This window comes from Azospirillum sp. B510, from assembly GCF_000010725.1.
Taxonomy (GTDB): Bacteria; Pseudomonadota; Alphaproteobacteria; order Azospirillales; family Azospirillaceae; genus Azospirillum; species Azospirillum lipoferum_B.
This window is the reverse complement of record NC_013858.1, coordinates 405,171-430,682: the sequence shown is the minus strand read 5'-3', so window position 1 is coordinate 430,682 and position 25,512 is coordinate 405,171. Positions and strand designations below refer to the sequence as shown.

Sequence of the window (25,512 nt, the reverse complement as noted above, 5' to 3'; positions counted from 1 at the left end):
GGGTGAAATCCTATGAATCGAATTTATCAAGTTGATTGCGGACACGGTCAGTGTCATCTATTAGTATCGTCTCTGGCCTTCCGATGTGAAGATAGCTAACTGCGCTGGAGTTCGCGATAGTGAAAGAAAGCTGACTCCGTGCTTTATCGGGGTCCATGCCAGATCGCTCTAATGCATTTATGACTTCCTTAAAAGGATCAGGAAAATCTCCATTAATGGCAGAGTTACCCTCCATATGGACAGAAAAGTATGCATCTTTCGTAATTTGGCCAGAATCCTTTAGATGCCTTAGAAAGTCCGTTAGAAGCTGCATTCTGATCATTCCTGATACTACCTCTGCCCAAGAAAGAGCTCGACCAAAGCTCCGGGTTGCTGGGCCAACGAAATCGGAAATGCGGAACAGCAATCGTGCAGCGAATATTGCAGCATCCGATGCCTGTAGGGGGAATACCGAGGCGAGGACACATCTTGCGCCGATGGCGATTAAGCCATTTGCTATTGTAGCGTGGTTGCGGTCGGCTGCGTGGGTATCGCAGGCACTTAAGACAACTATTGGAGGCATTCTGGTGATCTTGTCACGCAGTCCCCAAACGTCAACTGCATTGTCTTCTAAATAGAGACTCGCTGCTGCATCGGTGCGGTGTGAGCCATGTCCATCGAAAATAAGGATATGGCCATCAAACCTATTTATTGCATCAACAAACTTCTGCTCATTATCGACCTCTACGAAATCAATATTTAGCTTCTCTCTCCACAACTTTCCAAAATGCTCGAATGCTGCCTCGAACATTCCTTTAATTGGGTCGTCGCGCTTCAGTGCGCTAATGACTAGAATACGCGTAAGCTGCTCAACAGCAAGCATTAGGTGATTGTGTGGACCAACTTCACCAATGAATAGGTTGCCAGGAGTAACTGGAATTCGCGTTACATTTTTGCGAATTCCAAGTGGTAATCCGTCAATATCAAGCCACTCAAGATGGGCGTCTGCGACAATACGTACGCCAGTCTTAGAGGAGCGTATTAGCTCTAGAAACTCGGCCGGTACTGCCTCAGAGAGGCGGCGTTGAACTTCGCGGAATCCTAGAAGCCGCTTCTGTGAGTTGGGCTTATGGCCTCGATATTGAGCAGCAAACGAGCGAATCGCTCCTGCGGTTCTGTTTACATCGTTGGGTAACCTAATAACTGCTGAAAATTCTGAAACTGCTAAGGAAGATATAGCTTCAGTAGCAAGGGTAAGTTCTTGAGCTCTTACAGCCAAAAGAGGATGAGGCTTTGGTGATTTACTGTCGCTATTTTCCGGCGAAAAACCAAACAAAGCCTTGAACTGGGCAGGGTTTGACAGGTCAAATGAATAGCCTTCCTGACGTTCTAGAGCCTTTCTGACGAGCATAAAATCTTTTTGTTCTTGTTTGTTTAGCTGGCTTGGCACGGGCATTTGTAGAAAATGCGGATAGACTGCGGGTGCAAATAGGTTCAGATCGAACGTTGGACGAAAAATGCGATGGAGATCGCGCTCTCCAATAGCATTGCGTTCAGTGAGCACACTCTTTGTTGTTTGAACAATCTGGTCAACATAAGGCTTAATTCCCTTACCTATATCTTGGAAAGGGCCATTACTTATATTTTCGTAACCAGCGGAGGCCAAGACTAAAAGGTTCGGGCTAACGGAGTTGTGTCCGCCAACTTGATAGCCGAGCTCCCGTTTTTTCTGTGGAACCCAGGATGAAAGCGTATTCTTTGCAGAGACAATGTATTCAGGATCAATATAATCTGGGAATAAGTCACATCTAGCAAGAAAAAGTTGACGCAGATTCTCGGCAGTAAGTTGCTCGAAACTTAAGTCGGCGTTCTTATCAGCAACTAAAACAGGCGGAATAGCGCATGAGGCTGCCCATGCAGTATAATCCTTCAGGCGCTCTGTTGAACCTATAAGTATCACATTGAAGGGGATCATCGGCGGTAGAGGTTGAGAAAGAACAGCCCGTGGTGTTTGTCCGTACCAATTTATTGGATTTGTGCCTCCCATTCGCCGCGCGAGCAAGGTTTCCTGGCCGTCTGGTGTTAGGTCAATGATTGTCGAAGGCATATGGGTGATGCCTCTAACCATCCAGTGGTTTGAGCAAAGGCTTGGAGAAAATCCCTGCATAGGCGAAGCTTGCGAAGGGTTTCCATCAGGAACCACGATGATGTAGTGAATGTCAAAGTTTATTGGTTGCTTTGTTCTAGAATTACCGGAAATCGAAGGGGAGCTAATAAAAGGTAGAAAATCGTCAGTGGTGTTCATGATCTTGTCCTCGGCTAACGATTATCGTCCATCATTTTGATGAAAATATGGACTGTTTCAGAGGAGCTGCGGTGATATTTTGCTGCTGGTGAACCTTGTGAGTATAATTCATGAATGTGCGCTGATAGCTTAGGTCTGGTGGAGGTAGCCGTTAACCGGGTGAGTGTGCCTTTCTGTTCGTTTTTATCCTATCTGTTATCGAGTCTCTGAATGAATTTAATCAGTTCCGAGTTATCGAATGGTTTGTAAAACACCTTATCAGCACCCCAAGTGCGAGCCATAGCTGCTGTGCTTTCAATAGGGATGCGGGCGGCGCCCCCAGTAATGATGAGGACGGGCGTATTTGGGCTGATAGCGCGCATCTTTTGGAGCAGGTCGATACCATTCAGGCGCGGCATCCACACGTCAGCGATCACCAGATCGAAGGCATCGGAGTCAAGTCGGGTGAGCGCTTCTTCGCCGTCAACCGCTTCCTCCACAGTGTATCCGGCATCTTCCAGGCTGGTGCGCAGCGAGTAGCGAACGTTCTCTGCATCATCGACAATCAGAATCTTCATGGCGCCTTCACTCAGCAGTGCTCTGAATAGATAGCACAAAGCATGCGCCTTGGGGAGCCTGGGTGACGAGCTTGATGGAGCCATTACGACGCAACAGGAGGTCACGCACGACCGCCAACCCCAAGCCCGTCCCGCGCCCATGAGGTTTGGTGGTGAAAAACGGCTCCATGATGCGCTCCGCGTCCTCTGCGGAGATGCCGGGGCCATTGTCCTCGAAGGTTGCAGTCACAGAACCATCGACAAGCTGACCGACATGAATGGTGAGACGGCCTCTCTGGTCGGTCGCATCCAGAGCATTGACGACGAGGTTCGTGACGATCTGGCTGATTTCCGTCCGCGTCAGGTTGACCAAAGCTGACGGCACGTCGTGGGTCAACGTGATAGTGAAGGTGGGCGGGAGCGTCGATGTCAGCAGCGCAATCGAGTCGCGCAGAGCGGCGACCAGTTCCGTGCCTCCCCCGATCTCTTCGTCGTTGCGGGCAAAGGACAGCACCTGACGAACCAACTGGGCGGACCCACGCGCGCTTTCCTCGATGATGCTGAGGGCCTTCCCAAGCCGCTCCGGTTTGGCGATGGCGTCTTTGCGGGCTTGCTGGCTGAGATTGATGATGGGGTGAAGGAGGTTGTTGAGTTCGTGGGCCATTCCACCGGCAATTTCCCCAATGGCGACCATGCGGCGTTGGTGCTGCTCCGCGTGCTCCCTCCGACGTTGCTCTGTCACGTCCCGCACAATAGCAATCAGCGTCTCTCCTTGCGGTGAGGCAGAGGCGGGCTTGATGGTCCAGTGCAACATCCGCTCACTCGTTGGCACGTCTCCCTCAAATTCGTGAATTTGTTGAAGCCGCTGGAGAATGGTCGTTGCGTCGGGGATGAAGCGTAAAAAGATGGGATTGGCGAAAACAACGTTCAGCTTGGCGGGTTGATGCTGCAATAGGGCAATGCCCAACGGGGCTTCCTCTATGGCACGGACCAAATGCGCGTTTCTCCCGAGCAGTTCCATGCGCGTGCTGCCCAAGGCACCCAGAAGCAAGCCCGTCGCCCCAGCGGCTAGCATGAACACCTGGAGATCGACCACATCGCGGGTGTCCAAAACTCCACGCACAAGCAGGACAAGCCCAAGATTGACCAGAAAGGCGGTCAACGTCGAAGCGCCGAAGCCCCATAGGAACCCAGCGACCGCAATGGGCAGGATGAGAAGGAAGAACGAACTGGCCGGGCTGGACAGCAGGTTTCGCAACAGGAACCATATCAGCAAAGCGGCAGCGGCCAATCCGGCGGACCGCATCAGGGTCGAGGCCGTCAGCGGAAGCCACGAGGTTGATTTCCAAGTGGGTTGGCGGTTGAAGAGATGAAAGAGCGCTAGGAAGACGGGCGTGCAGAGCAACACACCCGACATGTCTCCCAGCCAATAGGCGAAGTTGATGTTGTCAGTAATAGAGATATGGCGGGCGGTGATGACCTGAACCGTTGCCGTCGAAATGACGAACAGCGCAGATACGGAAATTAAAGCTACAGTTATGAACGTTCCAACGCCTTTCGACGTGCTGAACACGTCGGAAGCGAACCAACGTCGAAGGACCAGCCCGGTTGCGCCCACTATAATGGCTTGTGGGATGATAAGCAGGCTGAAGCTGTTGATCACGCCATAGGCGAGCAGATCGGACGGCACGAACAAGAACGGGATTGCTGCCCAACCGCTGTGAAGGGCGAAGGCCAACATCAACCCGATGGGCGGATACCAGGCACTGGCATTTGGGGCGACATCGAACAAACCTGCGACCCTGTAGAGCAGTGCTTTCAGCGCCAGATATACAAGGGCAGCCAGCAGCAACGATAACAGGCGTGAACGGTTGACTGGCACAGTATGCTCCGGCGCGCTGAGTTGCAGATCCTTATCGGAAATCTATATCCAAAGTGTTAATCTTCCACTTGCGGCATGTATGTCAGCACCTGAACAAGCGTTTCACTTTAATGGAGGGTGAATTATGCAGTTCATGGATGCCATGAAAGAGGTTGTAAACAAGGAGAGCCATTGGGGAGATGAGGTGGCCGTCTATGGTCCGCCATTGATTATCACAGTGATCTTTGGAGTTTTTGTGAAGGAACCGCAAAACGAATTCGCTTGGTATTTGCTTTGCGGCGCTGTCCTTCTCACCATGTTTCCGGCAGGCATTTGGCGGGCTTTACGTAGCAGCCATGCCCTTGCACCGATTACCAATAGTCTTCTCGGAGGAGCTGTTGGGTTTGTAACCAGTCAGTCAATTGCTACGGTCTGGGCTGTCTATGGCACGCCAAGTCCAAACTTCCACGCTCAGCTACTCGTTATCGGTATCCAGATGTATGGCGCTCCAGCTATCGTCGCGCACGCCATTCGGATGTGGGTAAGTGCTGATTGGTTGCCCAAGGACCAAATTCTAAGGCGATCGGCAATCATGGTGTTGGTTATTGCTTCTGCCTCCGTGCTTTTCCCCATGCTGGCTCTTTTGAGAGGGTAGCCCGGAAGAGGAGTTCGATTATCCAACTCCCATAGCACGCCCAGGGCCGTAGCAAGCGCCTGGGCACGCTTTGACTCTGGTGGAGCTACTGGCATAGCGGGCAGGCGTTCATCGAGACAGGTGGCGAGCTGTGGCGGCGGCAGGGGATGGTAAGCAAGCTGCGTCGATCAGCTTCCCGGCGGATTTCTCCTGCCATCATTCTCAAGTGCTCCCTCATCCATTGCTGATGAACGTCAAGCTGCTCGGCCAATCTCTCTAGCCGCCTTTATTCACCAGGGTGGCGAGCGGTCTGGTCGCCGCGTTGAGATGATCAACGTTGGGCTGTATGGGCGCGCGTCGTCGGCCGCCGCGCTGACGGCGGCGTGACGGTGTCGGAGTTGGTGGTGGAGGGGATTGGGTGACGGCTGGGGCACGCTGCCCCGGTGCTCAGCAGATGAGCCGGGGCATGCGGCCGAGGGCGAGGTGGATGATCGCCTGATCAGGCGCGCTGGTCGGCAGGTGCACCTTGATCTGCGTCTTCATCTCCACGATACGCGCGGCGGTCTTCACCAAGCGCAGCCGCAAGGTGTCGAATTGCACCGTGCGCCAGCGGGAGCGTTTCGGCATCAGCGAGCGCAGGCTCCACAGCAGCCAGTACGCCCCGGCGTGCAGGAACAGGCGGAACTGGTTGGCCGTCGCCTTGGTGCAGGAGGTCCGGTCTGCGGCAAGGTGGGATTTCCAGGCTTTTATATGATTTTCCGCCTGTCCCCTCGCGCAATACAGGCCGGCATACAGCCAGCGACCCGTGCCGTGGCGTAGGTTGGTGACGATGAAGCGGCTGTCGGTGCCCTGGTCTCCTGCCTCGACGCGCGCGACGATGCGGCGGACCCGGCTCCAGGTGCTGGCCCCGTCATAGAATTCCTTGAAGCGGCGCACCTTGTCGGCTCCGGGCATGGCCTGGAAGCGCGCCGCGGTGCTGGCCTCCAGCGTGGTGACGTGACGGCGCAGTGTGCTGCTGGTCGGCAGACCGAGCACGTAGTCGAGCCCCTCCGCCTCGCACCAGTCCAGCACCTCCGGGCAGGCGTAATGGCCGTCGGCGCGCAGCAGGATCTCGGTCTTGGGCCAGTTTGCCCGAATGGCGCGGAGCAGGCGACGCAGGAAGGTCCGGATCTCCGTCCCCTTGGGCCGCTTGGCTGGGCGCAGCACAGCGGTGACAAAGCGGCCGTTGCCGTCGAAGACAACGATGGGCTGGAAGCCGTACTCGTCATAATGGGCGTTGAACAGGCGCAACTGCTGACCGCCATGCACCGTGTCGAAGGTGTCGTCTACATCCAGCACGATGCGCTTGGGCACCTGGCGAAAGGACGCGCAGTAGAGATCGACCATGGCTCGGCCCATGCGCAGCAGTGCGCGGGTATCCGGCAGGTTCTCCAGGCGCGAGATGGTGGCTTGCGAGCAAAGGTCACGCTCGGACGGCAGGCGTTCCAGGGCCATCTTGAACAGCGGGTCGGAGCGTAGGCTGCCGGCGTCGTTGCCGTCCTCGTAGCCCGCCGCGATGGCCAGCAGGCGAAAGCCGATGATGTCGGCCAGCGAATGCACGGTGCGCGTTGGATCGCGCGGGTCCTCAATACAGGCGGCCAGCCGATCGGCAATCCGCAGCCGCTTCGCCACCTCCCGCAGCACCAGCAGCCCGCCATCGGAGGACAGGCGGCCGCCATCAAAGCGCCCGATCACCGGCTTTCCAGCAACGGGTGACAGGCCGGGCAGCGGCAGGGTATGATCAACCATGGCGGGTGGGCGCTCCGGAAACGGCAGGAGTTGGCGTCAGCACCCAAATCCTACGGCCGCTCAACGGATGCCGCTACACCCGCCAACCCTCATGAATTTTCCCGGCTAGGCGTAGTCCCAGGGAAATTAGCACATGCAATGGCGGCTCTCGCCTTGTTGCTAATAAGAATGAGTAATAACGCTTGCTCTTCCCCAAGAATATCTCGCTGAATGCATTTTGGCTTTCCATTAAGCCAAGCTTCTTCATTTCTGCATATATAAAATCAATTAGCGACATGCCTTATCTCCCTATATGAAGTAAATTAGTTTATGTATGGAGCAAAAATAACTTCGTTGGTGTTTGTTTAGCCCGTAGTGCATCTCTATAAAGCCATTCCCTCAGTTCGAATTGTCATGTAGGCAATGGATTCTGTGGAATGGGCTTCAGTACGAGATAGTAGGTGATGGGCTTATATGTAACAGATTTGCCTATGGGCTGTGTGGAGTGATAGGTGGTTTTGTATGTAATGAAGTTCTTGTTATCTTTTTGCATGATAAAAGTTGCTATGGGTTAAAACCCACAGCAACCACTACCACAACAGCAGCGCTCCGCCTGCAACGCTTCGCGTAAGTGCAGACTACCTTCTGCCTATTTGATCCAAAACACCTCCGTATCAATCCAGTTGTCGCGTGCGCTCGCGGAGCGCAGCTCTTTCGTATTGTATAAATGGCAAGCTGTCTCATCACGGATCGGACCGATGTTGCTGCTGCCTTTTGGGACCATTTCCGTCCAAGCCGCTGACATAATGCGTGCAGCTTCCCATACGTCTCTTCCTGTGACACGTACGCTTCCGCCGAAATGCAAGTTGCTATTCATGTGTTCTATAGCAAAGAAGCCCTTTATGCGTGTGTTGCTGCGCTTATCCCAATTGCGACCGACAATCAAACCGTTCACCTTCGCCATGTATCTGCGCAATATTTCCGTCGCTGCTTCCGCCTTTATATAATCGTTAAAGGTCAGATAAACTGCTATGTTGTGGTGTTGCTCTTTTAGAAATTGAACCCAAGCCTTTTGCAGCTCCGTTTCTCCCTGACCTTTAAAGGCACCCATAGTCTCTATCATTAAATCCCTTTGCTCATAATGTCCGATAGTTCCTTCTGCTTGCGCGTTGCGGCTTCTTTGGCCTTTGCGGCAGAAACCTGCTTCTTGCGAATATTGATCTGGCGTTGTTGGCGCTTGATGGCATCCTCTTGATGCCTTAACGCCTGTATATCTTCAAAAATGTCGTAACCAACTATGTCTACCCAGCGCATACAGAACGTCTCCATTATAAGCTAACCCGTTAGCACCCGTCTTTATTTATGACCAATCGGGAAAGCCATGGAGATAAGCAACCGCCCCATGGGCGAGTTCGATTATCCAACTCCTGCCATATTCCGATCAAATCGATAGACATATGGCCTGCCCGTGTTAGACGTTGACCAGCAACGCAAACAAAGGGTGAACAACATGGGCGCGCTGGATACTTTGAAGCTGGTGAACGTGGCTCGGAAGCGGGAAGTTTCCGCCGAAGGACGGATGCGCGAAAAGGTCATTGCGTCCCTCCATCAGCAGGCGGAAATGGTCCGCGCTGAACTGGAGGGGCGGCAGCACACCGTAATGGTCCGCCATTACGAGGAGCAGGATGGGCAGCGGGTGCTGGTTCAGCGTTCCAAGCAGCCCCGGAAATGGTTCTGGAAGGGTGTCAATGGTGCCTACCTTTTCCAGATGAGCTACTGCAACACGCCCGTCGTGATCGCCAACGGTCAGAAGGTCGTGGAGGTCGGCACACTGGATGCGCTTCCCGCCGTGATCGACACGCTGGTGCAGGCCGTGAACGCCGGCGAACTGGACGCTGCGCTGAAGGCCAACCAGAAGAACAAGCCGACCAAGAAGCCGCGCACTGCGGTGAAGAAGTGACAGAGAGGGCAGGCGGGTAGGGCTGGACGCCTTGCCCGCCTCTGTGCGTCATACTGTGGCGTGGAGCTTCTGCCACTCCGGCCGCAGGTGGTCCTTCATCAACTCCAGCTTCACGTCCGCATAGAAACGGTGGATCATGTCGCTGCTCGTGCCCGTGTTCTGCGCGAGGATGAAGATGTCCACTCCCGCCATCAACTGCTGGCTGATGTAGAAGTGGCGGAAGGAGTAGGAGGTGCGACGCACGCCGCGATGATCGGTTAGCAGGTCGCATGCGCTCAGCAGCTCGCTCAGGCTCCTTTTCACGCTGTCCAGCCGCTTCCCCTGCGTGGTTACAAAGACGGGGTCACTGTCGATCGGCTCCCGCCCCAGGGCGTTCTTAGCAAACGTCCACAGCAGGTCGAAGGAGGGTAGCGCCGCCTCCAGCGGAATGAAGGTGCGAAACTTGCCTTTGCCACGCACACGGACGCGGATGTCGCGTTCAGCAAAGGGCTTCTCACGCCCGTCACGGTAGCCCAACACGTCGCCCCAATTCAGCCCCTTCATTTCCGTCGGACGGCAGCCTGTGAAGGCTGCAATCATCATGTAGGCGTGCAGAATGGCACGGTCGCGTCGGACGCGGTCGTTGGACGTTTCGGAAATGCGCGCCAGGGACGTTTCCGTCAGCTTGCCGAATTCATTAGCTGTAAAGCTGGGGCGGGGCACGTCGGGCGCCTTCGTCACCTCGATCTCCGGCATTGCCGCCTGCTTGATGTAGCCTTGCTTGGCAGCGAAGCGCAGCAACTGCCGCAGCAGGACGCTTTCATTCCGCTGGCGGGACAGGCTGGGCACATCGCGTTTGCTGACAGGGCGGCGTATTTGCCTGCCAGCCCGCATGTAGGGGATGAACGCGACGTCCTTGCCCGGACCCGTCGTCCAGTAGTCCTTGCGCCACTCGATGTAGGCGCTTACGTCACGGTCGGTGATGCCGTCCACCGGGCGGTCGCCGAAATAGCCCACGAAGTAGCGCCGGATGATGGCAGGAGCCTTCTGCCCTTGCGCCACGTTCCGTTCGCCGCGTTTCACCTCACGTTCGATCTTGGCGATGAACTCCTCCGCCACCGTGGCGAACTTGACGACGGTCGCTGTCAGCCCGTTCTCAGCCCGGTAGGAGGCTTCATAAAACGCCTTGCGTGCCCGCTGGTGCGCTTCGTTCTGGTCGGTGGTGTCCAGGGACTTTCGGATTTGCCCTTGGCCCTTGATACTGAAGCGCACCCACCATTTGCTGCTGCCTGCACGCTGGAACAGTTGGAACGACTCGGTCATGGAGGCTCCCACGCTCTCATCACTTAAAGTAGCAGTTTACTGATGGCTAAACTACTTGTGGAGGGGCGGCGCAGCAGCGGGGGAGACAGGCATGTGCGCGCTTTGAAGGGCGTGCTGAAAGCGTCGCCCACATGCAATCACACCGCTCGGAGGGCTGTGCTTACGCTGTGCTATTACGCAATAACGTATAGCGCGCGGAGCGAGCAAAAACAGCAGCTTAGCAGATGTAGGAATTTAATCTTGTGTCGCTGTGCTAGCACTGTGCTAAGCACAGTAAGCAACTAGCGCACCACTAACCCTTTGAAACAGAAGGGAGAATGGTGCCCAGGGACGGAATTGAACCGCCGACACGGGGATTTTCAGTCCCCTGCTCTACCAACTGAGCTACCTGGGCATCCGGCGCCGCTTGGTGGGTGACCGTTTCGGTCGGTGCGGCGCGTCGTGTGGGGCGCTTTTTAGAGAGGTTCGGACGGGCTGTCCAGAGAAAAATTCACAAAAAAATCCGGCCGGTCTCACACCCTCTCATCGGGGTCGGATCCGGCCGGATCGGCCGGGTTTTCCTGGTTTTCTGGGCTCTCGATGCGGTAAACGCCGCCCAGCCAGCGCGACAGGTCGATGTCGGCGCAGCGCTTGGAACAGAAGGGGCGGGTCGCCGGTTCGGTCGGACGGCCGCAGATCGGGCAGTTGGTGCCCGCCTTGGTGCCGGCAGGGGTGTGGGCGCGCTGTGGGGCGCCAGAGGATTGGGGATCGGACAAGGAAAGGCCTCCGTAACGGACTATGCGCGGTCAGGGTCGCAGCAGGGCTGCCAGCGGCGTGCCGCGGCGGGCGCGGGTCAGTTCGACCAAGCCCAATTTGGACATGCCGTAAATTTGGGTCTGAACCGGGTCGCTGTCCACCGCCTGCGACAAGGCGGCCAGAACCCGCTCGGCATCGCCGCGGCCGCGCATGTTGACGAAATCCACCACCACGATGCCGCCGACATTGCGCAGGCGAAGCTGGCGGGCGATCTCCGCCGCGGCGTCGAGATTGACCTCCAGCGGATTGCCGCGCTCCCCGGCATTGACGTCGATCACCGTCAACGCCTCCGTCCGCTCGATCACCAGCGATCCACCGAGCGGCAGCGGCACCCGGATGTCGAGAAGCCCGGCGATGGCGCTGTCGAGGTCGCGCAGGTCGAACAGCCGCTGCGTCTCCCGGTGGCCGTCCAGCCGTGGCAGCAGATCAGGGGCGTGATGGCCGCACCAGCCGCGCAGGCCCGACAGCAATGGTCCATCGCCGACCGCGATCCGGCCGGGCGGGGCGGGGTCGTTGACCAGGATGGTGGCGGGAACGGCGGCTCCCTGCTCGATCAGGGCGCGGGTCGGGGCGTCGGGGCCGGGATGCAGCGGGCGGGGGGCGGAGCCGGCGCGGGCTTCGTCGCGGATGGCGCGCCACTGAAGATGCAGCGCCTCCGATTCGGCGGCCAGCAGAGCATCGGACACCTGTGCCGCGCCGGCCCGGACGATCCAGCCGGCACCGGTGACCAGCGCTTCGATGCGGTGGGCAAGGGCGGCCCGCTCCGGCCCGGAACCGAGGCGCTTGGAGACCGCGATGTCACGGCCGAGCGGCGCATGCACCAGGAAACGGCCGGGCAGGGTGATGTCCATCGTCAGCGACGGACCCTTCGATCCAACGGCGTCGGCCTTCACCTGAACCAGCACCGGCTGGCCGGTGCGCAGCAGCGCGCCGATGGGGGCAGGCTTGGCGCCCGGACGAGGCGGGCGGGAAGGGGAGGAATCGTCGTCAAGGATTGGGCGGCGCACGTCGGCCGCCGGCAGCAAACCGGGCAGGCCGTTCCCGAGATCGATGAAGGCGCCGTTCAGGCCGGTGGCGATCCGTTCCACCCGGCCCAGGATGATGGCGCCCAGCAGCGACGGACGGTCAGCATGGTCGATGTAGAGATCGGTCAGGCGGCCGTCGGCCAGAACCGCCGCCCGCGTCAGCGGGCCGTCGCGGTCGACCAGCAGCTCGAGCCTGCTCATTGTTCGGATGGGGCGGATGGATGGTCGGACGGTGAGGGGGGCGGGAAGCCGGCGCCATGCAGCATGCCGGCGACCTCGTGCAGCGACAGCCCGACGACATTGCTGTAGGAGCCGCCGATCCAGCGCACCAACGCCGCCGCCCGGCCCTGGATAGCATAGCCGCCGGCCTTGCCCCGCCACTCGCCCGACGCGATGTAGGCGTCGGTCTCCGCCCGGTCGAGCACTTTGAAGGTGACGTCGGTACGGACCAGCCGGTCGATCCGGCGATGGCCGTCGGGCCCCGGAACCAGCAGGACGATGCCGCCCAGCACCCGGTGGCGCCGGCCGGACAGCAGCGACAGGCAGCGCCGCGCCTCTTCTTCCCGTTCGGCTTTCGGCAGGATGCGCCGGCCGCAGGCGACCACGGTGTCGGCGGCGAGGATCCACGAGTCGGGATGGCGCGCGGCGACGCACGACGCCTTCTCCGCCGCCAGACGCAGGGCGTGCTGGGGCGGGAGTTCGTCGCGCAACGGCGTTTCGTCGAGATCGGCGGGGTCGACCGCGTCGGGCAGGATGCCGATCTGGCGCAGCAGGTCGAGCCGACGGGGCGAGGCCGAAGCCAGCACCAGTCGGGGCGCCTTGGACGGGATCGTCACGGGGAACCGCGATGCAGCAGGAATGCTACTTGAACCGGAAGGTGATGCGGCCCTTGGTCAGGTCGTACGGCGTCATTTCCACATTGACGCGGTCACCCGCCAGGACGCGAATCCGGTTCTTGCGCATCTTGCCGGAGGTATGCGCCAAAACCTCATGATCGTTGTCGAGCTTCACCCGGAACATCGCGTTCGGAAGCAATTCGACGACGGTCCCGGAAAACTCGATCAGATCTTCCTTTGCCATAGGCCCTTATGTCCGTCCTAAAAGTTTCGCGGCAATAACTGACCTTCCAAAGCCGCCGGGTCAAGGGGGATTCCCACCGCCGATGCGTTCAGCCGCAGCGGTCCGCGCGGGGCAGCCCCGCGTTGTGCGCCGGATCCGGCGCTTGAGCCCGCCGTTTCCCCTCGCGTCAGACCGACTGATAGGGGTTGAGCGGGGAGGCGCCGCCTTCTTCCAAGCGGCGCGGCTGGTCCATCGCCTTGCCGATCGCCGCGAACATCTCGCGCTGGTCGATCTCCATGCGACGGGTAAGCCGGGTCACCGTCTCCGCCGCGCTGAGGGCGCGGCCGGTGGAGCGGTCATGAAACAGGTTGTGATTGGCCTTCGCCGCACTGGGCAGCAGATCGGCGGCGACCGCGCCCGGCGTCGATTCGGCGGCGCGGATCAGCTTCGCCGCCCCGCCGGACCCCAGCACATAGGCCATGCGGCTTTCCGATTCGCTGGCCTTGCGGCCCAGCCGCTTCTCCAGCGATTCGCGCCCCTCGGCCAGATAGCGGGCGGCCATGCCGGCCGACAGGTCGACGTCATGGCGCAGATCCAGGATCTGGCGGCGGATGGCCGGATCCTTGACGCTGGACACCCCGTTGCGGATCTGGATATGCGAGGCCAGTTCGCCCTGGCCATAGGCGGCGCCGTGGCGGCGGAACAGGTCGAGCCAGGTCGATTCGAGGAACTGGAAGGGGCCGGCGGCGGAGCTGTTGCTGTTCTTCGCCGCGCTGTCCAGCCCGCTTTCCTGGGTGGCCTGGGCCAGGATCGCGGTGAAGCTGTGGCCCGACAGTCCGGCGACCTGTTGCGAGGCGACCAGCACGCGGTTGGCCGCCGGGTCGTCGGAGGTGACGGCCTTCACCGCCTCCGCCACCTTCTGCGAGCTCGCGGCGGGCTTCTGCGCCGGAGGCGGGACGGCCGGCTTCAGGCCGGGCAGCGGCGCCCGCGGCGGGGCGGCCCCCGTTCCCTCCGGCCCTTCGGGGACGGAGCCGGAGTCGGAGGCCAGCAGGGCCGGCGCTTCAGGCGGAGCGGCCGGCTTGGCGGCGGGAACCGGCACCGTCGTGCCGTCGGCCAGCCGGATCGGGGTGACCGGCTTGGCGGCCGGCAAAGGGACCTGGGTACCGTCGGCCAGCCGGATCGGCGCCGCCGGCTTGGCTGCCGGCAGGGGGGGCGGCTTCTGTCCGTTCGCCGCCCGGCCGACGGGCACGCCCGCCCCGCCGGTCCGGTTGGTCTGGACCAGCGTCTCGCGGAAGGACGCCTCCCCTCCGGCGCCGTCGGTCAGCGAGGGGGGAGCGTCGGGCTTGCGCTCCGGAACGGGAGCGAGAGGGGGCTGTGCAACCTTCATGGCGTACACTTCGCTGAGGAGCGGCCGAGCCTGCCCGGAATGGAAAACCGCCGTCCACGGATCACCGGCGTGAGCGTGGCCGGACGGATGCGGGCACTATAACACCGACTCGTCAGCTGTGTGCGATCAACTGTGGACGGGCCGCGTCGGCCGGCGTCCCGACCGCCTTTGTCCCATCCGCCTGCGTTCCATCCGCTTGTGGGCCGGTCCGCCCCGCTTCGGAATGCTCATCCCGGTCGTCGGCATGAACGATGCGGGTCCAGCGGCCGATCGCGGCCAGCAGCTTGGTCTTTTCCAGCGGCTTGGCCAGATGGGCGTTCATGCCCGCCTGCAGGCAGCGTTCGACCTCGACCTGCATCACGCCGGCGGTCAGGGCCAGGATCGGGATGCGGGCCACCGGTCCCGGCAGGGCGCGGATGCGGCGGGTGGCCTCCAGCCCGTCCATCACCGGCATCTGAACATCCATCAGCACGACATCGTAGGGCTGGTCCTGCACCGCGGCCAACGCCGCGGCGCCGTCATTCACCACATCGACCTGATGCCCGGCCCTGGTCAGCATGGTCACCGCCAGGTCACGGTTCATCGCCAGATCCTCCGCCAGCAGGATGCGCGCGCCGCCGCGGCCGGGCTCGGCATCGGTCGGCACGGGGCTGTCGGGCTGGACCGCGGCGTTGCCGGCGGGCGGCAGCGGCAGGGAGAACCAGAAGATGCTGCCGCTGCCGACCTGGCTTTCCATGCCGATCCTGCCGCCCATCAGCTCCACCAGCCGGCGGCAGATGGCCAACCCCAGCCCGGTGCCGCCGCGTCCGCGTTCCAGCTGGGTGAAGCGCTGGAACAGGTCGCGCTGGCGGTCCGGCGCGATGCCGATCCCGCTGTCGGTCACGGTGAAGGTGCAGATGCGGCTGTTCCCGGACTTGCCGCCCTCCTCCTCGACCGCCTTCACCGTCAGCCTGACCGACCCGCGGTCGGTGAATTTCACCGCGTTGCTCAGCAGGTTCAGCAGGATCTGGCGCAGCCGGTCGGGGTCGCCCATGACGAAGCCGCGGGCTGTGGCGGAAATGCTGGTCTGGAGTTCCAGCCCCTTCTGTTCGGCGGCCAGACGGACGATGGCGACGCAGCGGTCGGCCAGATCGTCCAGCCGGAACGGCACGCTGACCAGATCGAGCCGCCCGGCCTCCAGCTTCGACAGGTCCAGCACGTCGTTGATGACGGTCAGCAGCGACCGCCCGGCGTCGCGCACCTGCGAGGCGTAGCGGCGCTGTTCCACCGTCAGCGGGGTTTCCAGCAGCATTTCGGCGAATCCGATCACGCCGTTCATCGGCGTGCGGATCTCGTGGCTCATGGTGGCGAGGAATTCCTCCTTGGCGCGGCTGCCGGCCCGCGCCTCCTCCATGGCGGAGCGCAGCTCCTGCTCGCGCTGCTTCAGGCGGCGCGACATGTTGTTGAAGGCATGGGAGACGACGCGGAATTCATCCGGGGCGCGGTCGGCCTCGATCATGGTGCCGCCGCCGCCGTCGCCGATGCGCGTCGCCGCCCCGCCCAGTTCCCACACCCAGCGCAGGACCGAGGCGCGCAGCAGAACCCATAGCGCGGTGACGCTGACCAGGGCGGCGATGCCAAGCAGGCCGAGGCTCTGCCACAGGTCGCGCCGCGCCTCCGCCAGGATCGGGCCGGTCGGTACCCCGACGGCGAAGATGGTGTCGGTCTCGTCCGAATGGCGGAAGGCCCAGATGCGGTCGCGGTTGTCGGCGCCCTCGGATTCCAGCGTGCCGTCCTTTTCCCTCAGCATCTGCCGGACATGGGGCATATGGCCGATGTTGCGGTTCAGCCAGCCTTCCGGATCGGGCTGGCGGGCCACGATCACGCCGTTGTGGTCCAGGACCATCACCCGGGCGTCCGGTTGCTTCAGCACCTTCACCAGATCGGTCAGCCAGGTGAGATCCACCGCCACGCCCATGACGCGGATGATCCGGCCGTTTTCGATGATCGGGCTGGCGACGATGATCAGCGGCCTCAGCGAGCGCTTGCCGATGATGAAGTCGCTGACCACCCAGCTTCTGGTGTCCAGCACCCGCTGGAAATACTCGCGCTCGCGCAGGGAGATGCCGGCGCCGGGGCCGGTGGTGTCGCAGATCAGGTTGCCGTCGACATCGGTCAGCCAGACGCCGGTGGTCCAGCGGTGCTGGCGCGGCATCGGCGCCAGGGTGGCGACGCAGGCGTCGGTATCGGAGGCCGTGGCGTTGCGGATCGCCGGCACCAGCGACAGCACCCCCAGAAGGTTCCGCGCCTCGCCGATCAGGTCGAACTGCCGCTGCACCCCATCGTCGGCCACATGCTGGGCGAGTTCGCGCGCGGCGTCGACGCGGTCGTCGAGCTGCTGATCGGCGAGATAGAGAGCGCCGGCCAGCGGCAGCGCCAGCGATGCCAGCACCACGACCATCAGGCGGGCGCGCAGGCTGCGCGGGCTGAGGGCGCGGAGCAGGCGGGGCATCAGGCCGGCGGGCATGGAATGGGAGCCTCTCCGCGGGAATGGTCGTCCACGTCTGGGAGCCTAGGGTGGCACGCGGCACGATGCGATGACACAGCTCAATAGCATTTGCCGGGGTGCGCTGTGAACAGCGCGCCGCGCGGCGGGTTGCGGAATGCCGAATTTGTTGCCGACCGGGCCGTGTGGTGGCGAGTGGAGCGCCAGCCTTCCATCACCACCACTTTCGTGATAGGCCGTGCGGGCGGGGTGCAGCCTCAGGGGAAAATCCGTGTCGGAAGAACACGCGCTGGAAAGTGGAAAGGGGCCGCGCGGTGCCCTTCCCCGTCATATGGTCATGCAGGTGAAAAAGAGCGAGGGTGGCGGCGATGCGACTCTGGACGGTATCGCAAAAGCCTATGTCCTGGTTGAGGGGAGGAGGACGGGTCACGAGCATCTCTATGCTTATGAGCGGAATGAGCAGAAGGTGATTTTCCGCCATACCGATCACTTGGATGACAAGGTCTGGATTCCCGAGGACTTTCACCCGAGATTGCTCAATCGCTCGGACTTTGTCGTTCTCCACCACAATCATCCCAACGGATCTTCCTTCAGCGCCACCGATCTGCGAATTTTCTCGCATTTCGCGGGGATCAAGCTGATCTTCGCCCATGGGCACGACGATTCCAGCTATCAGGCCGAGATTCGTCAGCGCGGCAATCTGGACAGGGCGCTGGATGCCGTTCAGGGCATGGCTTCGGACTGGTATCGGTCGAACGCCCATCCGTTGGTGGCATGCCATAATGACACAGCGTGGCTCACCACCCATATAATGTGCCTGATCTTGCATGCCGCCGATATTATCGATTATCGTTTCGACGGGAATGCGGAGTGCCGGCCCAGGTATGACTTCGCCGGGCTTCTCGGCACCGCGTTCATATCGGCATCGGCGACGCAATTGCGTACAACGCTGCGGAGCGGAAAATGAGCATCGGCGTTCCATCTCCCCCCACCGATTTCATGAATGTCGAACCCTGGCGTGAATGGCAGGCCAGGCTGAACGATCTGTATGCCCGGTCCAACGGCATTCAGAAGGCGCTGCTGGCCGATGCGATCAGGGATTCGGCGGCCGAGATCGGCCGGATCGAGCGGTTCCGTGCCGAGCATGACGAGGTTTGGCCCGAGGCCGACCAGCGGTACGCCGCCCTGCCGGTTCCTTTCTGACCAGTGGCCTTTGATCCCGCCCTGCCGGGATCAAAGGCTTTGTCGGTGTCACACCGTCGGCCCGCGGGTCAGGGGGAAGCGCTGCTTCATCTTGGCCAGCAGGCCGTCGCGGACGGCGCGGTAGGCCTCCAGCATGGCGTCGCGGGTGCCGTCGATCAGGGTGGGGTCGAAGGTGTTCCAGAACTCCACGTCGCAGGCCATGGTCCGCGTCATCTCGATGGCGCGGTGCTGGGCCTCCGGCGACAGCGAGACGATCAGGTCGAAATTGGTGTCCTCCAGATCCTCGAAGGTGCGGCAGCGGTGCTTGGAGATGTCGATGCCGATCTCCTCCATCACCGCGACGGCGAAGGGATCGACCTCGTCGCCCTCGCGGACGCCAACCGAATCCACATAGACGCGCGCGCCGTGGTAATGGCGCATCATCGCCGCCGCCATCGGCGAACGGATCATGTTGTAGGTGCAGGCGAACAAGACGCTCGTCACCGGCAGGGGGGTGAGGACCTGGGTCGCCGCCATGGCCATGCGCCGCCCTTTGCCGTCAGCCGCGGATATGCAGGACGCAAATCAGCGTGAACAGCCGGCGCGCGGTCTGGAGATCCATCTCCACCTTGCCGGCCAGCCGTTCGCGCAGCATCTCCGATCCCTCGTTGTGCAGACCGCGGCGGCCCATGTCGATGGCTTCGATCTGCGACGGCGTCGACCGCTTGATGGCGGCGTAATAGCTCTCGCAGATCAGGAAATAGTCGCGGACGATGGAGCGGAAGCCGGTGATCGGCAGCATCAGCCGGTCGAGTTCACTGCCGTCCTCGCGCCGGATGTCGAAGACCAGCCGGTTGTCCTCGATCGACAGGCGCAGGTGATAGGGACCATCCTCCGCGAAGTCGCAGGGGCAGAACTCGTTGTCCTCCAGCAGGTCGAAGATGGCGACGGCGCGCTCATGCTCCACCTCCGGCTTGTGGCGGACGACGGTCCGCTCATCCAGCGTCACATGGGTGATGCGCCGTTTGCCTTTCGCCGTCGTCACGCCCCGCCTCCCTCGGATTTTTTCTCTGGCTTCTTCGTACCGGTCTTGCGTCAGTCCTTGTAGCCCGGCAGCCGCTGGGCGACCGAGCGCGCATGCGCCTCCAGCCCCTCGGCCATCGCCAGCGTCACCGCCGCCGGGCCGATGGCCCGCAGGCTGTCGGCGTCGCAGGCGACGAAGGTCGTCCGCTTCATGAAGTCCAGCACATTGAGGCCGGAGGAGAAGCGGGCGCTGCGCGCCGTCGGCAGCACATGGTTCGGACCGGCGACGTAATCGCCGATGGCCTCCGGCGTGTGGCGGCCGAGGAAGATGGCGCCGGCATTGCGGATCCGGGCCGCCAGCGCGTCGGGATCCTCCACTGCCAGTTCCAGATGCTCGGGCGCCAGCCGGTCGACCAGGGCCGGAGCGTCGGCCATCAGGTCGCCGACCAGCAGGATGGCGCCATGCTCGCGCCAGCTCTCCCCGGCAATTCCGCGGCGCGGCAGCGTCTCCAGATGCCGGTCAACCGCCGCCGCCACCGCGTCGGCGAAGGCGGCGTCGTCGGTGATCAGGATCGACTGGGCCGAGCTGTCATGCTCGGCCTGCGACAGCAGATCCATGGCGATCCAGGCGGGATCGTTCTTCCCGTCGGCCACCACCAGGATTTCCGACGGGCCGGCGATGCTGTCGATGCCGACGAGGCCGTAGACCTGCCGCTTGGCGGCGGCGACGAAGGCGTTGCCGGGGCCGACGATCTTGTCGACCGGCCGGATCGTCGCCGTACCGTGGGCCAGCGCCGCGACCGCCTGGGCGCCGCCGATGCGGTAGATCTCGTCGATGCCGCAGCGCTTGGCGGCGGCCAGCACCAGCGGGTTGATCGCCCCGTCCGGCGTCGGCACCACCATGACGACGCGCTCGACACCGGCGACCTTGGCCGGCAGCGCGTTCATCAGCACCGACGACGGGTAGGAGGCGGTGCCGCCCGGCACATAGAGGCCGACCGCGCCGACCGCCGTCCAGCGGGCCCCCAGCCGGACGCCGGCGGCGTCGCGGTAATCGGTGACCTCCGGGATCTGGCGGCGGTGGAACGCCTCGATCCGCGCGGCGGCGAGGTCGAGCGCCTCCAGCGTCCCGGCCGAGCATTTGGCCGTGGCGGCGTCGATCTCGTCCCGGCCGATGCGCAGGGTCTCGGGCGTCAGGGGCAGCCGGTCCCAGCGGGCGGTGAACTCGATCAGGGCGTCGTCGCCGCGCGAGCGGACCTGATCGATGACGCCGGCGACCAGCGTCTGGACATCCTCGCTGGCCTCGCGCTTGGCATGCAGCAGCGCCTCGAAGCCGGCGGCGAACTCCGCGTCGCGAATATCAAGCCTGACGGGCATTCACCGCCTCCCGGACCTTGTCGATCCACTGTGAAATCTCGGCCGTCCGCGTCTTGAAGGCGGCGCGGTTGACGATCAGGCGCGAGGTGACGTCGGCGATATGCTCCACCTCCACCAGCCCGTTGGCCTTCAGCGTCGAGCCGGTGGAGACCAGATCGACGATGCGGCGGCACAGGCCCAGCGTCGGCGCCAGCTCCATGGCGCCATTCAGCTTGACGCATTCGGCCTGGACGCCGCGGGCGGCGAAGTGGCGCTTGGTCACCTCCGGATATTTGGTGGCGACGCGCACATGGCTCCAGCGCGACGGATCGTCGCCTTCCAGCATCTCCGCCGGTTCGGCGACCGACAGCCGGCAGGCGCCGATGCCGAGGTCGAGCGGCGCGTAGATCTCGGGATAGTCGAATTCCATCAGCACGTCGTTGCCGGCCACGCCGAGATGGGCGGCGCCGAAGGCGACGAAGGTCGCCACGTCGAAGGAACGGACGCGGATGATGCTGAGGTTCGGCACGTTGGTGGCGAAGCGCAGAAGCCGGCTCTTGTCGTCGTCGAAGGCCGGCTCCGGATGGATGCCGGCATGGGACAGCAGCGGGCGCAGCTCCTTCAGGATGCGGCCCTTGGGCAGGGCCAGCACCAGCTGGTCGTTGACCGGTGCGGCCACCGCGGCGGCCGTCACCCCTTGGAGACTGGGATCGGCGGACAAAACACTCTCCTCGCTTCGCTCGCCGGGGCGGTGTGGCCGTCCCGGATGAACCATCGAGGCGATAGATAGCACATTCCGCGCGCCCGTCACCTCTCCATGGCGTGGGAAGCCGGCCAGGGGAGGAGGATGTTCGGGCGGCGGGCGGCGCGCGGCAGACGGCTTGGGCGATCCCGTTACGATGCCGGGGAGGTGAGGGGCCACTGCGCCTGTAGTTCGGCGGCGGTGCCGTTGAAGGTGTCGCGGTCGCAGTTTCCGATGCCGTTCACCGCGTGGGGTTCCGGTCCGCTGCTGCCGTCGGTGTATTGCCACAGGGTCCAGTCCGACCAGGCGGAGGGAATGTCGCTCGGCTGGCTGGAGTAGCGCGAGAACCACAACGGGCAGGACGACAGAACCGTCGATGTCACGCCCTGAAGATTTTCACGCAGAAGACTGCCGCCGTAAACAACAGGATATCGCCCGAGCTTCTGATGGATACCGGTGACGAAGTCTTCGAGCTGATCGAGCGACATGGTGCCGGAGCTGCTTGATTCGTAATCGATGCAGATCAGCTCATCGGCGGACGGATCGGCATAGCCAAGGTAATTGTCGAGCTGGGACTGTACGGCGGACGAGGTGGCGAAATGATAGGATCCCCATAACAGACCAGCCGACTTTGCGGCGGTCCGCCGGCTGGTATATTGCGAATCCTGGTAAGTGGCTCCTTCCGTCGCCTTGTGAATGACGGCGACAATACCGTCGCTCTTCACTGTGGAGAAGCTGCTGACGCTATTATAGTGGGAGATATCGACGACGCCGTTGAAACCCTGAACTGCCATTATTCCCCCCAATGAAATCAGTCGACGATGATGGCGATAGAGAAAACTATCAGGGTTGCAATTTGTTCGAGTCAATCGCGCTTGAGAAAGCGGGCACCCATGCCGGCAGCCAAAGGGAAAAGAACACCAAAAATTTGTCATATATTAAAAATCACACAAGCTGCGATATAGTGCTTGTCTAAATCAGACTAACAAGATAGAGATATCAGCATCGGACGCCCCGCCGGGGTATCCCGCGGCAATTTGACTCCTGCAGCTTGCGCCGCGTCACCAAACGCTAAAGCGCCACGATACCGGTCGTGGACCTCTTCAAGAAGGAGAGACCGGAATGACCTCGCGAGTTCCCGCTCCCCCAGCCGTGCTTCGGACCGCCTTCCCGGCCTGCATGATGCGTTCGGGCCTGTGTTGCCGCTGATCCCGCGGCCCCAAGACACAGTGCCCGTTCCACATCCGCCCAATCCGAATGCCGTCGCGCCGCCCGCCCCGCCGAAGCCGGGAGCCCGCCGCGCCAGGGGAGTTTCTCGCCATGACCCACGCCAACGCCTACGCCATCGAAGTCCAGGGCCGCTCCGCCGGCATCGTCGTCGCCGAGCGCGGCGGCTTCACCTTCTTCGTGTCCGATTGGGCTTTCCGTGATCTCGACCGCCGCGTCTTCCGCAATGTCGGACAGGCCCAGCGCGCCGCCCATCAGCATTACAGCCGGCTACCCGACAACCGCCGCCGCTGAAGACCCGCCGATCAGAAGAGAACGTCCCGATGAAGCGCATCCTGATGTCGGTGGCGGTCGCCGCCGGCCTGCTTTCCGCCGCAACCGCCTTTTCCTCCGCCGTCCTCGCCGCGCCGCTGAAGCTCGGCGTGTCGGCCGGTCCCTATGGCGAGATCCTGGAGTTCACGGCCAAGCTGGCCGCCAAGGAGGGCATCGAGGCCCAGGTGATCGAATTCACCGACTGGAACATGCCGAACGCGGCCCTCCAGGCCGGCGACATCGACGCCAACAATTTCCAGCACCAGCCCTTTCTCGACAATCAGGTGAAGCAGCGCGGCTATGACATCGTCTCCGTCGCCAAGAGCGTCGTCGTGCCGATGGGCGTCTACAGCGGCAAGGTGAAGACGCTGGCCGATCTGAAGCCGGGGGCCAGCATCTCCATCCCCAACGATCCCACCAACGGCGCCCGCGCCCTGTTCCTGCTGGCCAAGGCCGGTGTGATCGGGCTGAAGGAGGGAGCCGGGCTGAACACCACCATCGCCGACGTGGTGAACCCGAAGGGCATCAAGCTGGTGGAACTGGACGCCGCCCAGTTGCCGCGCTCGCTCGACGACGTCGATGCGTCGGTCATCACCCTCAACTATGCCGTGCTGGCCGGGCTGGAGCCGAAGAAGGCCCTGCTGCTGGAGGACGACCAGTCGAAATGGAACCTTGTCTGGGCGGTCCGCAAGGACCGCATGGAAGACCCGACGATCAAGCGCTTCATTGCGCTGTATCGTTCGCCCGAAGTGCGGCAGTTTATCGAAACGCGCTTCAACGGTTCCATCATTCCGACCTGGTGAGGGGGCTGGGGGACGCTGGACGTCCCCTTTTGCCGACTAAAAGATGATAACGCTAACAAACATTCGCAAGACCTACGCCGCCCGTGGCGGCGGGGCGCCGGTCCAGGCGCTGGCCGACATCGACCTTTCCATCGGCCGGGGGGAGATCTTCGGGATCATCGGCCGGTCGGGCGCCGGCAAATCCACCCTGCTGCGCACGGTCAATCTTCTGGAGAGCCCGAGTTCGGGCGGCGTCACGGTGGACGGGGTGGAGATGACCGCCCTGTCGGCGGCGGAGCTGCGCCGGGCCCGCCACTCCATCGGCATGATCTTCCAGCATTTCAACCTGCTGTCCTCGCGCACCGTCTTCGACAATGTGGCTCTGCCGCTGGAGCTGGCCGGCATGGCCAGGGCGGAGATCCGACGGACGGCGGAGCCGCTGCTCGACCTCGTCGGGCTGGCCGACAAGCGCGACCGCTACCCGGCGGAGCTGTCGGGCGGCCAGAAGCAGCGCGTCGGCATCGCCCGCGCGCTCGCCAGCAAGCCGAAGGTGCTGCTGTCGGACGAGGCGACCTCCGCCCTCGACCCGGAGACGACGACCCAGATCCTGCATCTGCTGGCCGACATCAACCGGCGGCTCGGCCTGACCATCGTGCTGATCACCCACGAGATCGCCGTCATCAAGGAGATCTGCCACAAGGTGGCGGTGATGGAGGGCGGCCGGGTGATCGAACAGGGGCCGGTCTTCGACATTTTCGCCCACCCCGGACACCCGACCACCCGCAGCTTCGTCGATCCCGTCATCAACCGCGGCATCCCCGACAGCCTGCGCGTCCGGCTGTCGCCCCAGCCCGGCTTGGGGAGCAACCCGGTGCTGCGCATCACCTTCACCGGCGACAAGGCGACCACCCCGGTGATCAGCGCCATCAGCCGCCGGCTGAATCTGGACCTCAACATCTGGCACGGCCAGATCGACGAGATCCAGGGCGCCCCCTTCGGCACGCTGGTGGTGGAGGCGTTGGGCGATCCGGCCAAGGTCGAGGCCGCCATGGCGCTGGTGCAAGAGAACAATCTGGGTGTCGAGGTGTTGGGCCATGCTCTCCCCGCAAATCATTGACCTGCTGATCAAGGGGCTGGTCGACACGCTGCACATGGTGGCGGTGTCGGGCCTCATCGGGACGCTGATCGGCCTGCCCATCGGCGTGATGCTGGCCGTCACAGGCCGGGGCGAGCTGTTGCAGAATTTCGCCTTCAACAAGGTGATGGGGGCGGTGGTCAACATGACCCGCTCCACCCCCTTCATCATCCTGGTGGTGGCGATCATCCCCTTCACCCGGCTGATCGCCGGCACCTCCATCGGCACCAACGCCGCCATCGTCCCGCTGACCGTCGCCGCCGCGCCCTTCATCGCCCGTGTGGTGGAGAATGCGGTGCGCGAGGTCGACCGCGGTCTGGTCGAGGCGGCGCAGGCGATGGGCGCCACGCCGTTCCAGATCATCCGCAAGGTCCTGTTGCCGGAAGCCCTGCCCGGCATCGTCGCCGGCCTGACCCTGTCGGCCGTCAGCCTGGTCGGCTATTCCGCCATGGTCGGCGCCGTCGGCGGCGGCGGGCTGGGCGATCTCGGCATCCGCTACGGCTATCAGCGCTTCCTGCCGGAGGTGATGCTGGCGGTGGTGATCGTGCTGATCGTGCTGGTGCAGATCGTCCAGTCGACGGGCGACCTGATCGCCCGCCGCGTCAACAAGCGCAATCTGAAATCCTGACCAAAACCCCTATCCAAAACCCCTGAGGAG

27 protein-coding genes and 1 tRNA gene are annotated in these 25,512 nt (G+C 62.2%); 8 read left to right on the top strand and 20 right to left on the bottom strand.

Annotated features, from left to right (window positions below):
* Positions 1-10: 10 nt before the first annotated feature.
* The 3 genes from AZL_RS34935 to AZL_RS37245 all read right to left on the bottom strand — a co-directional run bounded on the left by AZL_RS34935 (position 11) and on the right by AZL_RS37245 (position 4,702).
* The gene (locus AZL_RS34935) at positions 11-2,284 is read right to left on the bottom strand and encodes a CHAT domain-containing protein (RefSeq protein ID WP_012978008.1); all 2,274 of its coding nucleotides are present in this window, start codon (positions 2,282-2,284) and stop codon (positions 11-13) included.
* A gap of 188 nt (positions 2,285-2,472) precedes the next feature.
* Complete coding sequence (locus AZL_RS29310; protein ID WP_012978007.1) at positions 2,473-2,841, bottom strand: response regulator; 369 nt, start codon at positions 2,839-2,841, stop codon at positions 2,473-2,475.
* 7 nt (positions 2,842-2,848) lie between these two features.
* A complete protein-coding gene (locus AZL_RS37245) occupies positions 2,849-4,702 on the bottom strand; it encodes an ATP-binding protein (RefSeq protein WP_012978006.1) in 1,854 nt (617 codons plus the stop codon).
* A gap of 124 nt (positions 4,703-4,826) precedes the next feature.
* Here AZL_RS37245 and AZL_RS35965 point away from each other — a divergent pair, with 124 nt between their 5' ends.
* A complete protein-coding gene (locus tag AZL_RS35965; protein ID WP_148219717.1) occupies positions 4,827-5,336 on the top strand; it encodes a hypothetical protein in 510 nt (169 codons plus the stop codon).
* Positions 5,337-5,762: 426 nt separating this feature from the next.
* Here AZL_RS35965 and AZL_RS29300 read toward each other — a convergent pair whose 3' ends face one another.
* The 4 genes from AZL_RS29300 to AZL_RS29295 form a co-directional block, all read right to left on the bottom strand.
* Positions 5,763-7,103 (bottom strand): IS1380-like element ISAzs3 family transposase, encoded by a 1,341-nt coding sequence (locus AZL_RS29300; protein WP_012973088.1) that lies wholly within the window; start codon positions 7,101-7,103, stop codon positions 5,763-5,765.
* A gap of 73 nt (positions 7,104-7,176) precedes the next feature.
* Positions 7,177-7,380, bottom strand: a complete 204-nt coding sequence (locus AZL_RS37725; RefSeq protein WP_371304258.1) for a DUF6626 family protein — start codon at positions 7,378-7,380, stop codon at positions 7,177-7,179.
* 351 nt (positions 7,381-7,731) lie between these two features.
* Positions 7,732-8,193, bottom strand: coding sequence for a hypothetical protein (locus AZL_RS35955; RefSeq protein WP_148219715.1), 462 nt, complete (start codon positions 8,191-8,193; stop codon positions 7,732-7,734).
* 11 nt (positions 8,194-8,204) lie between these two features.
* The gene (locus AZL_RS29295; protein WP_042446188.1) at positions 8,205-8,396 is read right to left on the bottom strand and encodes a hypothetical protein; all 192 of its coding nucleotides are present in this window, start codon (positions 8,394-8,396) and stop codon (positions 8,205-8,207) included.
* Positions 8,397-8,592: 196 nt separating this feature from the next.
* On the opposite strand from AZL_RS29295, the gene AZL_RS29290 reads away from it, so the two are divergent.
* On the top strand, positions 8,593-9,042 hold the full coding sequence (locus AZL_RS29290) for a hypothetical protein (RefSeq protein ID WP_012978004.1): 450 nt from the start codon (positions 8,593-8,595) through the stop codon (positions 9,040-9,042).
* Between the two features lie 48 nt (positions 9,043-9,090).
* On the opposite strand, the gene AZL_RS29285 is transcribed toward AZL_RS29290, so the two are convergent.
* The 8 genes from AZL_RS29285 to AZL_RS29250 form a co-directional block, all read right to left on the bottom strand.
* Positions 9,091-10,344 carry a tyrosine-type recombinase/integrase gene (locus AZL_RS29285; RefSeq protein WP_042446186.1) on the bottom strand — a complete coding sequence of 418 codons (1,254 nt, stop codon included), beginning with the start codon at positions 10,342-10,344 and terminating at the stop codon, positions 9,091-9,093.
* Positions 10,345-10,662: 318 nt separating this feature from the next.
* Positions 10,663-10,738: transfer RNA gene (locus AZL_RS29280), tRNA-Phe, on the bottom strand.
* A 118-nt stretch (positions 10,739-10,856) separates the two neighbouring features.
* The gene (locus tag AZL_RS29275) at positions 10,857-11,099 is read right to left on the bottom strand and encodes a DNA gyrase inhibitor YacG (RefSeq protein ID WP_012978002.1); all 243 of its coding nucleotides are present in this window, start codon (positions 11,097-11,099) and stop codon (positions 10,857-10,859) included.
* Positions 11,100-11,129: 30 nt separating this feature from the next.
* The gene (locus tag AZL_RS29270; protein WP_012978001.1) at positions 11,130-12,365 is read right to left on the bottom strand and encodes a ribonuclease E/G; all 1,236 of its coding nucleotides are present in this window, start codon (positions 12,363-12,365) and stop codon (positions 11,130-11,132) included.
* A complete protein-coding gene (locus tag AZL_RS29265; RefSeq protein ID WP_012978000.1) occupies positions 12,362-13,000 on the bottom strand; it encodes a Maf family protein in 639 nt (212 codons plus the stop codon). Before AZL_RS29265 ends, AZL_RS29270 begins: the two co-directional genes overlap by 4 nt.
* 25 nt (positions 13,001-13,025) lie before the next feature.
* On the bottom strand, positions 13,026-13,244 hold the full coding sequence (gene infA / locus AZL_RS29260) for a translation initiation factor IF-1 (protein ID WP_012977999.1): 219 nt from the start codon (positions 13,242-13,244) through the stop codon (positions 13,026-13,028).
* 166 nt (positions 13,245-13,410) lie between these two features.
* Positions 13,411-14,610 carry a lytic transglycosylase domain-containing protein gene (locus AZL_RS29255; RefSeq protein ID WP_042446184.1) on the bottom strand — a complete coding sequence of 400 codons (1,200 nt, stop codon included), beginning with the start codon at positions 14,608-14,610 and terminating at the stop codon, positions 13,411-13,413.
* Between the two features lie 112 nt (positions 14,611-14,722).
* Positions 14,723-17,116, bottom strand: a complete 2,394-nt coding sequence (locus AZL_RS29250; protein ID WP_012977997.1) for a hybrid sensor histidine kinase/response regulator — start codon at positions 17,114-17,116, stop codon at positions 14,723-14,725.
* Positions 17,117-17,366: 250 nt separating this feature from the next.
* On the opposite strand from AZL_RS29250, the gene AZL_RS29245 reads away from it, so the two are divergent.
* Together AZL_RS29245 and AZL_RS29240 are read left to right on the top strand one after the other, a co-directional pair.
* Entirely contained in the window at positions 17,367-18,062 is a 696-nt protein-coding gene (locus tag AZL_RS29245; protein ID WP_148219714.1) for a hypothetical protein, read from the top strand.
* On the top strand, positions 18,059-18,298 hold the full coding sequence (locus AZL_RS29240) for a hypothetical protein (protein WP_012977995.1): 240 nt from the start codon (positions 18,059-18,061) through the stop codon (positions 18,296-18,298). The genes AZL_RS29245 and AZL_RS29240 overlap by 4 nt, the downstream gene beginning before the upstream one ends.
* A 48-nt stretch (positions 18,299-18,346) precedes the next feature.
* Here the strand turns inward: AZL_RS29240 and AZL_RS29235 are convergent, their stop codons facing one another.
* The 5 genes from AZL_RS29235 to AZL_RS29215 form a co-directional block, all read right to left on the bottom strand.
* Entirely contained in the window at positions 18,347-18,820 is a 474-nt protein-coding gene (locus tag AZL_RS29235) for a low molecular weight phosphatase family protein (protein ID WP_012977994.1), read from the bottom strand.
* Positions 18,821-18,836: 16 nt separating this feature from the next.
* Entirely contained in the window at positions 18,837-19,322 is a 486-nt protein-coding gene (locus AZL_RS29230; protein ID WP_012977993.1) for a UPF0262 family protein, read from the bottom strand.
* 50 nt (positions 19,323-19,372) lie between these two features.
* Positions 19,373-20,677, bottom strand: coding sequence for a histidinol dehydrogenase (gene hisD / locus AZL_RS29225; RefSeq protein ID WP_012977992.1), 1,305 nt, complete (start codon positions 20,675-20,677; stop codon positions 19,373-19,375).
* Positions 20,661-21,431, bottom strand: a complete 771-nt coding sequence (hisG, locus tag AZL_RS29220; protein ID WP_247894542.1) for an ATP phosphoribosyltransferase — start codon at positions 21,429-21,431, stop codon at positions 20,661-20,663. Before hisG ends, hisD begins: the two co-directional genes overlap by 17 nt.
* A 119-nt stretch (positions 21,432-21,550) precedes the next feature.
* Positions 21,551-22,192 (bottom strand): glycoside hydrolase family 25 protein, encoded by a 642-nt coding sequence (locus AZL_RS29215; protein ID WP_052293802.1) that lies wholly within the window; start codon positions 22,190-22,192, stop codon positions 21,551-21,553.
* 526 nt (positions 22,193-22,718) lie between these two features.
* Between AZL_RS29215 and AZL_RS29210 the strand changes: the two genes are divergently transcribed.
* The 4 genes from AZL_RS29210 to AZL_RS29195 are packed head-to-tail and all read left to right on the top strand — an operon-like array spanning position 22,719 to position 25,482.
* Positions 22,719-22,919, top strand: a complete 201-nt coding sequence (locus AZL_RS29210; RefSeq protein ID WP_042446177.1) for a hypothetical protein — start codon at positions 22,719-22,721, stop codon at positions 22,917-22,919.
* Positions 22,920-22,948: 29 nt separating this feature from the next.
* Positions 22,949-23,740, top strand: coding sequence for a MetQ/NlpA family ABC transporter substrate-binding protein (locus tag AZL_RS29205; RefSeq protein ID WP_012977989.1), 792 nt, complete (start codon positions 22,949-22,951; stop codon positions 23,738-23,740).
* A 43-nt stretch (positions 23,741-23,783) separates the two neighbouring features.
* Positions 23,784-24,836, top strand: coding sequence for a methionine ABC transporter ATP-binding protein (locus tag AZL_RS29200; RefSeq protein ID WP_012977988.1), 1,053 nt, complete (start codon positions 23,784-23,786; stop codon positions 24,834-24,836).
* Positions 24,814-25,482, top strand: coding sequence for a methionine ABC transporter permease (locus tag AZL_RS29195; protein WP_042446175.1), 669 nt, complete (start codon positions 24,814-24,816; stop codon positions 25,480-25,482). Before AZL_RS29200 ends, AZL_RS29195 begins: the two co-directional genes overlap by 23 nt.
* Positions 25,483-25,512: the final 30 nt, after the last annotated feature.

Coding starts and splice junctions, on each gene's coding strand:
- AZL_RS29310 (WP_012978007.1), bottom strand. CDS start 2,841: ATGAAGATTCTGATTGTCGATGATGCAGAGAACGTTCGCTACTCGCTG.
- AZL_RS37725 (WP_371304258.1), bottom strand. CDS start 7,380: ATGTCGCTAATTGATTTTATATATGCAGAAATGAAGAAGCTTGGCTTA.
- AZL_RS29255 (WP_042446184.1), bottom strand. CDS start 14,610: ATGAAGGTTGCACAGCCCCCTCTCGCTCCCGTTCCGGAGCGCAAGCCC.
- AZL_RS34935 (WP_012978008.1), bottom strand. CDS start 2,284: ATGAACACCACTGACGATTTTCTACCTTTTATTAGCTCCCCTTCGATT.
- hisD (WP_012977992.1), bottom strand. CDS start 20,677: ATGCCCGTCAGGCTTGATATTCGCGACGCGGAGTTCGCCGCCGGCTTC.
- infA (WP_012977999.1), bottom strand. CDS start 13,244: ATGGCAAAGGAAGATCTGATCGAGTTTTCCGGGACCGTCGTCGAATTG.
- AZL_RS29200 (WP_012977988.1), top strand. CDS start 23,784: ATGATAACGCTAACAAACATTCGCAAGACCTACGCCGCCCGTGGCGGC.
- AZL_RS29285 (WP_042446186.1), bottom strand. CDS start 10,344: ATGACCGAGTCGTTCCAACTGTTCCAGCGTGCAGGCAGCAGCAAATGG.
- AZL_RS29235 (WP_012977994.1), bottom strand. CDS start 18,820: ATGGCCATGGCGGCGACCCAGGTCCTCACCCCCCTGCCGGTGACGAGC.
- AZL_RS35955 (WP_148219715.1), bottom strand. CDS start 8,193: ATGGGTGCCTTTAAAGGTCAGGGAGAAACGGAGCTGCAAAAGGCTTGG.
- AZL_RS29250 (WP_012977997.1), bottom strand. CDS start 17,116: ATGCCCGCCGGCCTGATGCCCCGCCTGCTCCGCGCCCTCAGCCCGCGC.
- AZL_RS29290 (WP_012978004.1), top strand. CDS start 8,593: ATGGGCGCGCTGGATACTTTGAAGCTGGTGAACGTGGCTCGGAAGCGG.
- AZL_RS29300 (WP_012973088.1), bottom strand. CDS start 7,103: ATGGTTGATCATACCCTGCCGCTGCCCGGCCTGTCACCCGTTGCTGGA.
- AZL_RS29240 (WP_012977995.1), top strand. CDS start 18,059: ATGAGCATCGGCGTTCCATCTCCCCCCACCGATTTCATGAATGTCGAA.
- AZL_RS29270 (WP_012978001.1), bottom strand. CDS start 12,365: ATGAGCAGGCTCGAGCTGCTGGTCGACCGCGACGGCCCGCTGACGCGG.
- AZL_RS29210 (WP_042446177.1), top strand. CDS start 22,719: ATGACCCACGCCAACGCCTACGCCATCGAAGTCCAGGGCCGCTCCGCC.
- AZL_RS29195 (WP_042446175.1), top strand. CDS start 24,814: ATGCTCTCCCCGCAAATCATTGACCTGCTGATCAAGGGGCTGGTCGAC.
- hisG (WP_247894542.1), bottom strand. CDS start 21,431: ATGGTTCATCCGGGACGGCCACACCGCCCCGGCGAGCGAAGCGAGGAG.
- AZL_RS29215 (WP_052293802.1), bottom strand. CDS start 22,192: ATGGCAGTTCAGGGTTTCAACGGCGTCGTCGATATCTCCCACTATAAT.
- AZL_RS29205 (WP_012977989.1), top strand. CDS start 22,949: ATGAAGCGCATCCTGATGTCGGTGGCGGTCGCCGCCGGCCTGCTTTCC.
- AZL_RS29295 (WP_042446188.1), bottom strand. CDS start 8,396: ATGCGCTGGGTAGACATAGTTGGTTACGACATTTTTGAAGATATACAG.
- AZL_RS35965 (WP_148219717.1), top strand. CDS start 4,827: ATGCAGTTCATGGATGCCATGAAAGAGGTTGTAAACAAGGAGAGCCAT.